This is a genomic window from Pseudomonas sp. AOB-7, assembly GCF_003696305.1.
GTDB lineage: Bacteria > Pseudomonadota > Gammaproteobacteria > Pseudomonadales > Pseudomonadaceae > Aquipseudomonas.
In genome coordinates this window covers 790,596-803,443 of the sequence record NZ_RFFK01000001.1, presented here as the reverse complement: position 1 = coordinate 803,443, position 12,848 = coordinate 790,596, and the positions used below count along the sequence as shown (strand labels likewise).

Sequence of the window (12,848 nt, the reverse complement as noted above, 5' to 3'; positions counted from 1 at the left end):
CCACGCCAATACTCAGACGGCATCCACCGCGCCCATGGAGGGCCTCATGCGTTCGCTGCCTATCGTTCTGCCGTTGTTGTTGCTGGCCGGCTGCTCGTCCTTTCGCGGTGACCCGGAACATGTCCGCCCGGTGCCGGCCGAGCGTCTGCTGGCCTTTCAGGAGGCCCGCGCGGGCAGCGCGCAGATCGTCGTCAATCGCGACTTCGGCATGCTGGGCGGTGGCTGCTACGTGGCCATCGAAGTGGATCGCCAGGTCGCCGCGCGCATCGGCGTCGGCGAGGTGGCGACCTTCCAGGTGCGGCCTGGCACCCACGTGGTGGGCATCACTTTGGACAAGCAGGACGACACCCTGTGCAGCATGGGCCGCCTGCTGCGCGAGTTGGCGGTGCCGGTCAAGGCCGGCGAAAGCCATGCCTTCCGTATCGTCAGCCAGAACAAGGGCGGCTTCGATATCCTGCCCGAAACTCACTGACGCTGAGTCTGGCCTGGTGGACTCGGGGCGTTTTCTCGCGCTTCGCCAAGTTATTTGACTTATTGTTTTTTCCGATACTTCGTATAAGAGCTTTTCTTCTTATGCGATAAATAAATTGCGTGTGCGACCAGCGGACTTGTCGGTCGTGAAAACAGTCACCAAAATAAAAAGTTGTCGGGCGGGGTTATTTATCGCATTGACTTGATTGTCAAGGGCCGGTTCTCGGCGCAGCGTTCGGTAGCGTTACCCTATGCGCCAGCAGTCGGTCGATCTCGTTTTGTCCACGCCATTGCAGGCGCGGAGCAATCTCGGCAGCAGTAGTGCGGTATTTGCCGCAGGGGTTCGGCGGTACTCTCGTTTCCTGCGATAGGGCAGCTTGAGCAGTTTCCACGATATCCGGCCAGAACACGGATTGGGAAAAGGACAAAGGAGTCGTATGGCTCTGTAAAGTTCATGGGGCCGGTATAAGTTAATTAAACTTACAGGACGCAGAAGATGCATACCATCCGAAACACATTGGTTGTGATGGATGTAAAGCAACCTGAACCAATAATACTAAATAGAGCTAAGTTGATTGCCAGTTCCACCCAGTCTCACCTGCACTTGCTGATTTGCGACAAAAAGAATGACGCCGATGCCCATCTGCAGGCGGTGGTGGACGACCTACGCCGTGAGGGTTTCAGTGTCACTGGCGAACAGGCATGGAGCCCGTGCGAGCACCGCACCATCATCGCCGTACAGCAGGCTCAGGGTTGCGGGCTGGTGATCAAGCAGCACCGCCCGGACAACCCGCTGCTCAAGACCTTCCTGCCGTCCGAAGACTGGAAGTTGCTGCGTCACTGCCCCTGCCCAGTGCTGATCGTCAAGTCGGCGATTTCCTGGCTCGGCGGCAGCATCCTCGCGGCGATCGACGCCGGCAACGAGGACATCAGCCACCGGCTGCTGCACGCCGGGATCGTCGGCCACGGCTACGATATCGCCCGCATGACCGGCGGTACCCTGCACCTGATGTCAGCCTATCCCTGTCCGCAGCAGATGGCGGGGGATCCGGTGTACCAGGTCAAGGAGAGCATTCGCTCGATGTATGTGGAACACTGCAAGGCGCTGCAGGCCGAATTCAATATCGAGGACGTCCGCCTGCATATCGAGGAAGGACCGGCGGAGTCGCTGATCCCGGCCATTGCCAGGCGCTTCGAGGTGGCGCTGTGCGTGATCGGCAGCGTGGGGCGCAGCGGTCTGAGCGGTGCGCTGATCGGCAACACCGCCGAGACGGTGCTCGACAGCCTGGACTGCGACGTACTGGTGCTCAAGCCCGAGGATGTCCTCACCCATCTCGAGGAATTGGAGGCGCCGGTGGTGAATGTCGCGCTCAGCCAAGCGATCCACTCCTGGCCCTACAGTCACAGCCCAGCGGCGCAGGAGTCCCCCTCGACGCAGGCCGGCTGCGAGATACCGGCGCCGAGGGTGGCGGCTGCGTCTGTCAGATCACCAGAACTCTAGGGGGCGTTCCGCTCTCCAGTGCACGCTCGCCCCGGTCGGCGAGCGTAGCGACTGGCCATGGCCGAGCTTGCAGAGGCGCCGGGAGTAGGGGCGGGGAGAGCCATGCGCAGCGCTTGCCGGCCTGTTTATCCTGAGCCAGGATGCGGCTTTTGCCGGAACCGGGATCGCCATGCGCCGCCTGCCTTCGCTCACCGCCCTGCGTACCTTCGAGGCCGCCGCGCGCCACGCCCACTTCGGCCGCGCCGCGGCCGAGCTGTGCGTCACCGACAGCGCGGTCAGCCACCAGATTCGCCAGCTGGAGGAGCAGCTCGGTACCGCGCTGTTCCAGCGCGAGGGCCGTCAGGTGCGGCCGACGCCGCAGGCGCGGCGTCTGTTGCACAGCCTGCAGCAGGCCTTCGAGCTGATCGGTGAGGCCTGCGACGAGCTGCGCGACCCCGGCTCGCAGGCGCAGCTGCGCATCGCGGTGACCGTGGAGCTGGCGCAGAAGTGGTTGGTCGGGCGCCTGGCCGATTTCGCCGAACGCCACCCGCAGATCACCCTGCACCTGCACGAGCAGCCACTGGAGGCGCCCTTGCCCGGTGCCGAGATCGACTTGGCGATCACCTACGGCACCGGCCCCGAGGACGCCAGCGCCTATTTTGTGCGGCCGCTGCCGACCCTGCAGTTCTTCCCGGTGTGCAGCCCCGGCCTGTTCAACCAGCTGCCGCTCAAGCACCCGCGCGATCTCGCCCGCCACTGCCTGCTGCACGACGACCAGGACGGCAAGACCTGGACCGCCTGGTTGACCACCCACGCCGGCGACATCCAGCCGGCGCGCCACCTCTACCTCGGCCATGCCGGGCTGACCATGGAGGCCGCCGCGCGCGGCCAGGGCGTGGCCATCGGCGACAACCTGACCAGCGCCGAGGACCTGGCCAGCGGCCGCCTGGTGCGCCCGTTCGCCGCCCAGGTGGCCTCGCTGGGGCAGTACGCACTGGTCTGCGAGCGTCTGCGCCTGGACAAGCCGGCGGTGGCCAGCTTCATCGAATGGTTCACTGATCAGCTGGTCGACCTGTGAATTGAATTCAGCTATCCCGCGATAATCGTCATTGGTCGCGGCCGCTCTGCCGCGGGTACTGTCGGGTCACTTCCAGCCAATGAGAGACCCGCACCATGGCCCGTACCCTGACCTCCCTGCCCAAGGCCGACGGCTTCCGCCTGCCCGGCGAATTCGAACCCAAGGCCCGCTGCTGGCTCGGCTGGCCGGAGCGCCCGGACGTGTGGCGCAACGGCGGCAAGCCGGCGCAGAAGGTCTGGGTCGAGATCGTCAGTGCCATCGCCAGCAGCGAGCCGGTCACCGTGTGCGCCTCGGCGGCGCAGTACGCCAACGCCCGCCGCCAGTTGCCGGCCCAGGTGCGGGTGGTGGAGATGACCTGCAACGACACCTGGTTCCGCGACAGCGGCCCGGCCTTCCTGGTCAACGACGAGTCCGGCGAGGTGCGTGGCGTGGACTTCGAGTTCAACGCCTACGGCGGCCTCGACGGCGGCCTCTACTACCCCTGGGACAAGGACGACCAGATCGCCCAGAAGATCCTCGAGATCGAGGGCCTCGAGCGCTACCGCGCCCCCTTCATCGCCGAGATGGGCGGCATCCAGAGCGATGGCCAGCGCACCCTGCTGACCACCGAGCAGTGCCTGCTCAACCGCAACCGCAACGCCCACCTGGGCAAGGACGAGATGACCCGGCGCCTCTTGGACTACCTGGGCGCCGAGCAGGTGATCTGGCTGCCGCGCGGCTGCAAGTTCGATGAAACCGACGGCCATATCGACGACCTGGCCTGCTTCGTCCGCCCCGGCGTGGTGGTGATGCAGTGGACCGACGACCGCAGCGACCCGCAGTGGGAGATCTACCAGGAGGCCTACGACATCCTGCGCAGCACCCGCGACGCCCGTGGCCGCGCGCTTGAGGTGCACAAGCTGCCGCAGCCGCGCGTGCTGGAGTGGACGGCGGCCGAGGCCGAGGGCCTGGATCAGGACGACGCCACCCACACCCGTCAGGCCGGCACGCAGATCTGCGCCTCCTATATCAACTACTACGCCGGCAACTCGGCCATCGTCCTGCCGCTGTTCGGCGACGCCAACGACCGCATCGCCCAGGCCACTTTGGCCGAGCTGTTCCCCAGGCACCGGATCCTCGGTATCGAGAACTCGCGGGAGATCCTCCTCGGCGGCGGCAACGTCGCCTGCATCACCATGCCGCAGTACGCCGCGCCCCAGCGCCAGGAGGTGTAGCCATGCGTCTGTCCGCACTCTGCATTGCCCTCGGCTTGTCCGCCGCCGCGCAGGCGGCGGAGCCCGCCAAGCAGGTCAATCTGTATATCTGGAACGAGTACCTGGCGCCGGACACCCTGGCGTCCTTCGAGGCCAAGACCGGCATCCGCGTGGTGGTCGATCACTTCGATTCGCTGGAAACCGTGGAAACCAAGCTGCTTACCGGCGGCAGCGGCTACGACCTGGTGCTGACCGCCGGCCAGCACCTGAGCCGGGCCATCGCCAGCGGCGCACTGCAGGAGCTGGACAAGTCGCGCCTGCCGCACTTCGCCGGGCTGGATGCGGAGTTCACCGCACATATGGCCACCTTCGATCCGGGCAACCGTTACGCCGGGCTGTACGTCTGGGGCACCACCGGCTTCGGCTACCAGCAGGAGGCCATCGCCGCGCGCATGAGTGACGCGCCGACCGGCAGCTGGGCGATGCTGATGGACCCGGCCGTGGTGGCGCGCTTCGCCGACTGCGGGGTGAGCTTGCTCAACGACCCCAACGAGGTGTTCGCCGCCGCCTTCCGCTACCTGGGGTTGGATATCAACCGGCAGAACCTCGACGACCTCAAGGCCGCCGAGGCCCACCTGGCCAAGGTCAGGCCGCATATCCGCTACTTCGACAACGACCGCAATATCAGCGACCTGGCCAACGGCAACACCTGCCTGGCGATGGCCTGGAACGGCAACGTCGCCATCGCTGCGGCGCAGGCCGAGCAGGCCGGCAAGGACTACCGACTGAGCTACCGCATCCCCCGCGAGGGCGCGCTGATCTGGTTCGACGCCATGGTCATCCCGGCGGACGCACCGCACCCCGAGGCCGGCCTGGCGCTGATGGACCATCTGATGAGCCCCGAGGTGATCGGCGCCATCAGCAACAGCATCTACTACGCCAACGCGGTGCCGGCGGCCGACGCCTTCGTCGACCCGGCGCTGCTCGCCGACCCCGGCACCTACCCGTCGGCCGAGCTGCGCGCCACGCTGTACAGCAAGAACGACAACGGCCGCGAGTTCAACCGCGCCCTGACCCGCGCCTTCAGTCGGCTGAAATCGGGCAAGTAGCGGCCCCTCAGCGGCTCAGCGGCAGGGCGGCACCCATCAGCGCGAACAGGCCGCCGCAGCCGCGATTGAAGCCGCGGCCGCTGCGCTCCAGCCAGGGACGGATGCGCTGCGCCATGCGCGCCAGCAGGTATTCCACCAGGCCTTCGACCAGGGCGAAAGTCAGCGCCATCACCGCGAACTGTTGCCACAGGCTGCGCGCCGGGTCGAGGAACTGCGGCAGGAAGGCGCCGAAGAACAGGATCACCTTGGGGTTGGACAGCGCCGCCAGCAGGCCCTGGCGAAACAGCGCGGCGGCGGGTTTCTGCGCGCCCTGGCCGGCGACCGTCAGGTGCAGCGCCGGCGCCCGCCAGAGCTGGATGCCGAGCCAGATCAGGTAGGCGCCGCCGATCCACTTGAGCACCAGCAGGGCATCGGCCGAGGCCTTGAGCAGGGCGGCCAGGCCGAACATCGACAGGGCCATCAGCAGGGCGAAGCCGAGCACGCCGCCGAACACCGTCCAGCTGGCCTTGCGGTGACCGTAGAGCGCGCCGTGGGTCAGCGCCAGCAGGCCGTTGGGGCCGGGCGTCAGCGACAGGCCGATCACGGCGACGAGAAACAGCAACCAGGTATGCAGGGCCATGATGCGATCCAGGGCGGCGGGAAGGTGCTGCGAGTCTGGCCCAGCGCGCTTAGCGGGTAAAGGGAGGGCGGCAGGGTGTGAAGGTTTGCTGTAGTGGCACTTTGCTCGTGTCTATCGTCGCTTTATTGCACAAGCGTGCTAGATTTCAGTCGCCAATAAGAATAAATCGCCCCATTCGCGTGCCTGCCAGGGAGGCTTCTCATGTTCAGCCAATTCCATCTGCAAGCCGACCGCCTGATGCTCGGCGTGCTCTGGCTCATCACCCTGTATGCCTTCGGCCTGGCCTTCTGGCACGACACCTGGGCCGCCGCGCTGGTGATCGGCGGCGGCACGGCCTCGAGCCTGAGTCTGCTGTACCGGCTGATCGGCGGCAGCCGCGCCTACCGCTGCCTGATGGGCGTGGCCTTCATGGTGCTGGCCGCGCTGCATATCCAGCAGAGCCACGGCATGCTGGAGATGCACTTCAGCGTCTTCGTGCTGCTGGCCTTTCTGCTCTATTACCGCGACTGGCTGCCGATTCTCTGCGCGGCCGCGGTCATCGCCGTGCATCACGTGGTGTTCTTCGCCCTGCAGCAGGGCGGCGCCCAGGTCTGGGTGGTGCGCGGCGACGGCGGCTGGCCGGTGATCTTCATCCACGCCGCCTACGTGGTGGCGGAAACCCTGGTGCTGCTGGTACTGGCCGTGCACGGTGCGCGCGAGGCGGCGGCCAGCGAGGACCTGCAGCGCACCTCGGCGCACCTGCTGCGCGAGGGCGAGCCGGTCGACCTGGCCTACCGCAGCGGCGCCGGCAATCGCCTGGCGCAGCGCTTCAACCGCTTTCTCGGTTTGCTCGATCAACTGGTCAGCCGGGTGGTCGCCGCCGGCGGCGAGTTGCACGACACCAGCCGTCACCTGAGCCGCTCCACCGCCGAGCTGAACCAGTGCGCCGAGGCCCTGCTGGGGGCCACCGCGCAGATGGGCGGCGCCATCGAACAGCTGACCCAGGCCGTGGTGCAGGTCTCGGCGGATGCCGAGCAGGCCGCGCACACCGCGCAGCAGGCCGACCGCGACGCCAGCGCCGGGGCGCAGGCGATCGGCGCCACGCAGACCGGCATTCTCGAGCTGGAGCGCGACCTGCAGGGCGCCGCCGGGGTGGTGCAGGCCCTGGCCGACAGCAGCCAGCAGATCGGCCGGGTGCTCGAGGTGATCGGCGCGGTGGCGGAGCAGACCAACCTGCTGGCGCTCAACGCCGCCATCGAGGCGGCGCGCGCCGGAGAACAGGGCCGCGGTTTCGCCGTGGTCGCCGACGAGGTGCGCCAGCTGGCGCGGCGCACCCAGCAGGCCACCGGCGAGATTCGCGAGCTGATCGCCAGCCTGCAGCAGGGCAGCGCGCGGGCGGTGGCGGCGATGCAGGCCAGCCACGCCGGGGTGGCGCGCTGCGTCGGCTACACCGAGCAGACCGTCGACCTGCTGGGCAACGTGCACCGCTCGATCGAGGCCATCCAGTCCATCGGCGTGTCGACCCGCGAGCAACTGGCGGCGACCAGCGAGGTGGGGCGGCTGATCCAGCAGGTGCGCAGCATCGCCGACGACACCGCGCGCGATGCCCAGGAGGTGGCGCACGACAGCCAGCGCCTGGAGCAGTTGGCCGGTAACCTGGGCCAGCTGTGCAGCGAATTCCATGTCAGCGGCGCGGCGCCGGTGGTCGCCGATGTCGAGGTGGTCGCCAGCGCCGAAGGCTATCGCTTGCAGCCGGCCTGAGCCTCAGGCCGGCGCCGGCTCGAAGCTGTCGGCCCGCGCCATCCGCCACATGCGTTCGTAGAACTCGCCGCCGATCTGCCCGCCGAGCAGCTCGCCGGGGGCGAGGAACACGTGCTGCTGGGAAAACAGCTTGATCTCGGTGGCGGACATGCGCTGCACCAGGTGCTTGGCGTCGATCTGCGCGGGGTGCTCGAGGCCGGCGGCGGCGAGCATCTCGGCCAGCGCCTTGAGCGTGTTGCGGTGGAAGTTGTGTACCCGCTGGGCCTTGTCCTCGACCACCAGGGCGCGCTGGCGCAGCGGGTCCTGGGTGGCCACGCCGGTCGGGCACTTGTTGGTGTGGCAGCTCTGGCTCTGGATGCAGCCGATGGCGAACATGAAGCCGCGCGCCGAGTTGGCCCAGTCGGCGCCGATGGCCAGCACCCGGGCGATGTCGAAGGCGCTGACGATCTTGCCGCTGGCGCCGAGCTTGATCTGGTCGCGCAGCTTGCAGCCGACCAGGGTGTTGTGGACGAACAGCAGGCCCTCGCGCAGCGGCACGCCGAGGTGATCGGTGAACTCCAGCGGCGCCGCGCCGGTGCCGCCTTCCTTGCCGTCGACCACGATGAAGTCGGGCAGGATGCCGGTCTCCAGCATGGCCTTGGCGATGGCCATGAACTCCCAGGGATGGCCCAGGCAGAACTTGAAGCCCACCGGTTTGCCGCCCGAGAGTTCGCGCAGCCTGGCGATGAACTGCAGCAGCTCGATGGGGGTGGCAAAGGCGCTGTGGCGCGACGGCGAGATGCAGTCCTGGCCCATGGGCACACCGCGGGTGCTGGCGATTTCCGCGGTGACCTTGTGCTTGGGCAGGATGCCGCCGTGGCCGGGCTTGGCGCCCTGGCTGAGCTTGATCTCGATCATCTTCACCTGCGGATCGCAGGCTTGGGCGGCGAAGCGTTCGGGGTCGAACTGGCCGTCGTCGGTGCGGCAGCCGAAGTAGCCGCTACCGAGCTCCCACACCAGGTCGCCGCCGTGCTCGCGGTGGTAGGGGCTGATGCTGCCTTCGCCGGTGTCGTGGTAGAAGTTGCCGAGCCTGGCGCCCTGGTTCAGCGCGCGGATGGCATTGGCGCTGAGCGAGCCGAAGCTCATCGCCGAGACGTTGAACAGCGACGCCGAGTACGGCTGGCGGCACTGCGGCCCACCGATCGGCACGCGAAAGCTGCAGGGGTCGCTCAGCGGCGCCGGGCGCATGGAGTGGCTGATGAACTCGAAGCCGTTCTGGTACACGTCGCTCAAAGTGCCGAAGGGCTTGTCGGCGCCCTCGTTCTTGGCCCGCGCGTAGACCAGCGAGCGCTGCGCGCGGGAAAACGGCAGCTGCTCGCTGTCGCCTTCGAGCAGGTACTGGCGGATCTCCGGGCGGATGCCCTCGACCAGGTAGCGGATATTGCCCAGGATCGGGTAGTTGCGCCGCACCGCCTGGCGCGTCTGCAGCAGGTCGCCGATGCCGATCAGGCTGAGTGCGGCGGCGAGCAGGGTGAAGGGCCACAGCCATTCGTGCTGGAGAAAGGGCAGGCTGGCCAGGGTGAACAGCACACAGAAGGCGAAAAAGGCGTAGCGGCTGAGTAGCGAGAGATTCATGTGGGCTCCGGCGTCCTGATGGCGCAAAGCTTCACTCTAGACGCCTGGCGCCAGTCCGGGTCAAGTCCGATGTGCATCGCGGTGGCTGCGCCGGGCCATCGCGCGCGTTCCAGGCAACCCCCTGCCTGTCGGCAGGGGGCGGGGGTTCAGCGGTTGACGCTCTTGAAGTTGTCGTCCGAAGGCTCCTTGGTATAGGCGCCGAGGTCGTGCACCAGCTTCGTGCTGCCGTTCATCAAGGTGCCGATGCGGCTTTCGGCGGTGCGCGCCGAGGCGGCCTGGTTGCTGCTGCCGCTGATCGGCGGCGGGTTGAAGCTGAATGACCAGAGGTAGTGCCAGACGGCGGCATTGTGCTTCTCGGTCTGCTGGGTGGCGTTGAAGTACCAGGGCTTGAGTTCGGTGAACGCGGTCATGTTCATCAGGCCGGTATTGGCGTCGCCGACGAACACCGTGCTGGTCACCGCCGAGGTGCGGTACGCCTCGAAGATCACCCCCTTGCCTTTCAGTTCGCTGACGTAGCTGCGGCACACTTCTCCGACCCAGCGATTGTTCAGCCAGCTCTTGGCTTGATTGGAATAGAAGGGGTCGAGCAGGGCCACGCGCTTCGGCAGCAGGCGGCTGTTGAGGCTGCCGGCGCTGACCGCATCGCTGATTTTCTTGGTCAGGACGATGGCCAGCTGGTTGCCCAGGGAGTGGCCGAGCAGGCGGATGTTGTTGCCGCTGTAGCTGGCCAGGTTGGCCTTGTAGTGATCGAACAGCAGGTCGCCGGCCGACTTGTTCGGACCGCTGCTGTAGACCCCGCTGCTGTTGCGCCAGCGCATGCCGCGCGGGCCGCTGGCGCTCCAGATCTTGGCTTCGGCGTCCTTCACCTCGCCCTCGTCGGCGAACTGGTTCCAGTACAGGATGCCGACGTTGTAGCCGGCGACGAGCCAGGCATGGGCCAGGTCCAGGTCCGGGCCGCCGGCATCCTTGCGGTTGAAGGTTTCGCGGTTCTTCCTCTGGGTAGCGCCGTTCTGCCAGCCGTGGATGTAGATGACGGTGGGCTTGCTGTTGCTGAAATAGGCATTGCTCTGGCCGGGCACGGCTTTCTGCCAGCTGTCGCCGTAGCCGAACCAGTACAGACCATGATCGAGGTTCTGGAAGGTGCTGTCGGGGAAGACGCCGACGGCGGCCTGGGTCAGGGAAGAGAAGCCCAGTACGAGCAGCAAGAGGAACTGGCGCATGGCGGGACCTTTTATTGTTATGAGGTGCCAGCAGCCTATAGATTGTCGGACAATTTCGAATCGCCCAAACGGGTGAGCGCTCCGCGCTTGGCGCCGCTGTGTGCGCCATGGCCCGTTGTGCTCATCTTTGCCTCAATAGCCGTTCTATTGTCCGCTAAACGCTTGTCAGCAGAGCGGACGAAGGCCCTGTGCCTGTGGCAAACTCAGCGGCCAGTAGCAGAACGTGGCAGCGTTCGGCCAGCCTTTTTACCACTTGGCCCTGTTGGCCAAGGTTCAGCGCATAACCGGCCGCTGCTTGCGGTCGAGAACAAGAGGAATGACCGTGCATAACGTCGTGATCAGTGGTACCGGCCTGTACACCCCGGCCAACAGCATTTCCAACGACGAACTGGTGGCATCCTTCAATGCCTACGTGCAGCAATTCAATGCCGACAACGCCGAGGCCATCGCCCGCGGCGAGGTCGAGGCGCTGACCGAGTCGAGCAGTGCCTTCATCGAGAAGGCCTCCGGGATCAAGAGCCGTTTCGTCATCGACAAGGCCGGCATCCTCGACCCGCAACGCATGGTGCCGCGCATCCCCGAGCGTTCCAACGAGGACTGGGGCATCCTCTGCGAGATGTCCGTGGCCGCGGCCAAGCAGGCGCTGGAGCGCGCCGGCAAGACCGTCGCCGATATCGACGGGGTGATAGTCGCCTGCTCCAACCTGCAGCGTGCCTACCCGGCGGTGGCCATCGAAGTGCAGGCCGCACTCGGCATCGACGGCTGGGGCTACGACATGAACGTCGCCTGCAGCTCGGCCACCTTCGGCATCCAGGCCGCCACCAACGCGGTGCAGACCGGCCAGGCGCGGGCCATCCTGATGGTCAACCCGGAAATCTGCACCGGCCACCTGAACTTCCGCGACCGCGATAGCCACTTCATCTTCGGCGACGCCGCCACCGCGGTGATCATCGAGCGGGCCGACCTGGCCACCTCCCCGTATCAGTGGGACATCCTCGGCACCAAGCTGCTGACCCAGTTTTCCAACAACATCCGCAACAACTTCGGCTTCCTCAACCGCGCCGCGGAAGAGGGCGTGGGTGCCCGCGACAAGCTGTTCGTCCAGGAAGGCCGCAAGGTGTTCAAGGACGTCTGCCCGATGGTCGCCGAGCTGATCGCCGCGCACCTGGCGGAAAACCAGCTCAACGTTGGCGACGTCAAGCGCTTCTGGCTGCACCAGGCCAACCTCAACATGAACCTGCTGATCGCGCGCAAGCTGCTCGGCCGCGACGCCGAGCCCCACGAGGCGCCGGTGATCCTCGACACCTACGCCAACACCAGCTCGGCCGGTTCGGTGATCGCCCTGCACAAGCACCAGGACGACCTGGCGGCCGGCAGCCTCGGCGTGCTCAGCTCGTTCGGCGCCGGTTATTCCATCGGCAGCGTGATTCTGCGCAAGCGCTGATCCTGCCAACACGGCTGCGGTGCGCGCGGCGCACCCTCGGGGAGAGCCATGACGGACGGCGATCTGCTGGAGCGTCTACTGGCCGGCGAGCAGCAGGCCTACCGCGAGCTGGTCGCCACCTACCAGGGGGCGATGCGCGCGGTGGCCTACGCCATAGTCGGCAGTCGCCATGCCGACGAGGTGGTGCAGGACGCCTGGCTCGCCGTGGTGCGCAGCCTGGAGGGCTTCCAGGGCCGTGCCAGTCTGAAGACCTGGCTGCTGACCATCACCGCCAATACCGCCAAGACCCGCCTCAAGCACAATCGTCGCGAGGTGCTGCTCGATGACCTGCCGGGCCCGCACGGCAGCGTCGGCGAGGAGCGTTTCTCCGATGACGGTCACTGGCTGCTGGCGCCGCATGCCTGGCACCAGGACAGCCCCGAGGCCCTGCTCACCGAGCGCGAGCTGCGCGAGTGCCTGGACAAGACCCTGGCCAGCCTGTCCGAACTGCAGGCCAGCGTGCTGGTGCTGCGCGAGCGTCAGGGCCTGGAGCTGGAGGCGATCTGTAATCTTCTCGACATCTCGCTCTCCAATGTCCGCGTGCTGCTGCATCGTGCGCGCCTGAAAGTCTTCGCCACCCTGGAGCATTTCGAGGAGACCGGGCAATGCTGAACTGCAAGGAACTGGTGGCCCAGTCCAGCGATTTTCTCGACGGCCAGCTGAGCCTGCGCCAGCGCCTGGCGGTGCGTGCGCACCTGGCCATGTGCGTGCGCTGCCGGCGTTTCATTCGCCAGCTGAAACTGACCCAGGCGGTGCTGCGCCAGCTGCCCGACGCTGCCGTGCCTGAACTGGACGCCCTGGCCGCGCGCCTGGCCGAGGCGCGGCGCAGGGGCGACTGAGG

The 12,848-nt window shown here is 66.7% G+C and carries 11 protein-coding genes and 1 pseudogene; 9 read left to right on the top strand and 3 right to left on the bottom strand.

Going from position 1 to position 12,848, the window contains the following annotated elements:
- The first annotated feature begins 46 nt into the window (after positions 1-46).
- From EA796_RS03885 to EA796_RS03865, 5 genes and pseudogenes are all read left to right on the top strand, one after another.
- Complete coding sequence (locus EA796_RS03885; RefSeq protein ID WP_122107588.1) at positions 47-472, top strand: 3-isopropylmalate dehydratase; 426 nt, start codon at positions 47-49, stop codon at positions 470-472.
- Positions 473-967: 495 nt separating this feature from the next.
- Positions 968-1,822: pseudogene (locus tag EA796_RS03880) on the top strand (universal stress protein); the annotation flags it as partial.
- A 319-nt stretch (positions 1,823-2,141) separates the two neighbouring features.
- Positions 2,142-3,029, top strand: coding sequence for a LysR substrate-binding domain-containing protein (locus EA796_RS03875; protein WP_122107586.1), 888 nt, complete (start codon positions 2,142-2,144; stop codon positions 3,027-3,029).
- 95 nt (positions 3,030-3,124) lie between these two features.
- The gene (gene aguA, locus EA796_RS03870) at positions 3,125-4,243 is read left to right on the top strand and encodes an agmatine deiminase (RefSeq protein WP_122107585.1); all 1,119 of its coding nucleotides are present in this window, start codon (positions 3,125-3,127) and stop codon (positions 4,241-4,243) included.
- 2 nt (positions 4,244-4,245) lie between these two features.
- Positions 4,246-5,331, top strand: a complete 1,086-nt coding sequence (locus tag EA796_RS03865) for an extracellular solute-binding protein (RefSeq protein WP_122107584.1) — start codon at positions 4,246-4,248, stop codon at positions 5,329-5,331.
- A 7-nt stretch (positions 5,332-5,338) separates the two neighbouring features.
- Here EA796_RS03865 and EA796_RS03860 read toward each other — a convergent pair whose 3' ends face one another.
- Entirely contained in the window at positions 5,339-5,950 is a 612-nt protein-coding gene (locus EA796_RS03860) for a LysE family translocator (RefSeq protein ID WP_021442106.1), read from the bottom strand.
- 201 nt (positions 5,951-6,151) lie between these two features.
- Between EA796_RS03860 and EA796_RS03855 the strand changes: the two genes are divergently transcribed.
- Entirely contained in the window at positions 6,152-7,690 is a 1,539-nt protein-coding gene (locus tag EA796_RS03855) for a methyl-accepting chemotaxis protein (protein WP_122107583.1), read from the top strand.
- 3 nt (positions 7,691-7,693) lie between these two features.
- Here EA796_RS03855 and EA796_RS03850 read toward each other — a convergent pair whose 3' ends face one another.
- Together EA796_RS03850 and EA796_RS03845 are read right to left on the bottom strand one after the other, a co-directional pair.
- Positions 7,694-9,304: an FMN-binding glutamate synthase family protein gene (locus EA796_RS03850; protein ID WP_122107582.1), complete on the bottom strand. Its 1,611-nt coding sequence runs from the start codon at positions 9,302-9,304 to the stop codon at positions 7,694-7,696.
- Between the two features lie 146 nt (positions 9,305-9,450).
- Positions 9,451-10,524: a hypothetical protein gene (locus EA796_RS03845; RefSeq protein WP_122107581.1), complete on the bottom strand. Its 1,074-nt coding sequence runs from the start codon at positions 10,522-10,524 to the stop codon at positions 9,451-9,453.
- Positions 10,525-10,846: 322 nt separating this feature from the next.
- On the opposite strand from EA796_RS03845, the gene EA796_RS03840 reads away from it, so the two are divergent.
- The 3 genes from EA796_RS03840 to EA796_RS03830 are packed head-to-tail and all read left to right on the top strand — an operon-like array spanning position 10,847 to position 12,846.
- On the top strand, positions 10,847-11,968 hold the full coding sequence (locus EA796_RS03840; RefSeq protein ID WP_122107681.1) for a beta-ketoacyl-ACP synthase III: 1,122 nt from the start codon (positions 10,847-10,849) through the stop codon (positions 11,966-11,968).
- A gap of 48 nt (positions 11,969-12,016) precedes the next feature.
- The gene (locus EA796_RS03835) at positions 12,017-12,619 is read left to right on the top strand and encodes an RNA polymerase sigma factor (RefSeq protein ID WP_021443647.1); all 603 of its coding nucleotides are present in this window, start codon (positions 12,017-12,019) and stop codon (positions 12,617-12,619) included.
- On the top strand, positions 12,613-12,846 hold the full coding sequence (locus tag EA796_RS03830; protein ID WP_122107580.1) for an anti-sigma factor: 234 nt from the start codon (positions 12,613-12,615) through the stop codon (positions 12,844-12,846). Before EA796_RS03835 ends, EA796_RS03830 begins: the two co-directional genes overlap by 7 nt.
- The last annotated feature ends 2 nt before the right edge of the window (positions 12,847-12,848 follow it).

Coding starts and splice junctions, on each gene's coding strand:
- EA796_RS03855 (WP_122107583.1), top strand. CDS start 6,152: ATGTTCAGCCAATTCCATCTGCAAGCCGACCGCCTGATGCTCGGCGTG.
- EA796_RS03860 (WP_021442106.1), bottom strand. CDS start 5,950: ATGGCCCTGCATACCTGGTTGCTGTTTCTCGTCGCCGTGATCGGCCTG.
- EA796_RS03830 (WP_122107580.1), top strand. CDS start 12,613: ATGCTGAACTGCAAGGAACTGGTGGCCCAGTCCAGCGATTTTCTCGAC.
- EA796_RS03850 (WP_122107582.1), bottom strand. CDS start 9,304: ATGAATCTCTCGCTACTCAGCCGCTACGCCTTTTTCGCCTTCTGTGTG.
- EA796_RS03885 (WP_122107588.1), top strand. CDS start 47: ATGCGTTCGCTGCCTATCGTTCTGCCGTTGTTGTTGCTGGCCGGCTGC.
- EA796_RS03865 (WP_122107584.1), top strand. CDS start 4,246: ATGCGTCTGTCCGCACTCTGCATTGCCCTCGGCTTGTCCGCCGCCGCG.
- aguA (WP_122107585.1), top strand. CDS start 3,125: ATGGCCCGTACCCTGACCTCCCTGCCCAAGGCCGACGGCTTCCGCCTG.
- EA796_RS03845 (WP_122107581.1), bottom strand. CDS start 10,524: ATGCGCCAGTTCCTCTTGCTGCTCGTACTGGGCTTCTCTTCCCTGACC.
- EA796_RS03875 (WP_122107586.1), top strand. CDS start 2,142: ATGCGCCGCCTGCCTTCGCTCACCGCCCTGCGTACCTTCGAGGCCGCC.
- EA796_RS03835 (WP_021443647.1), top strand. CDS start 12,017: ATGACGGACGGCGATCTGCTGGAGCGTCTACTGGCCGGCGAGCAGCAG.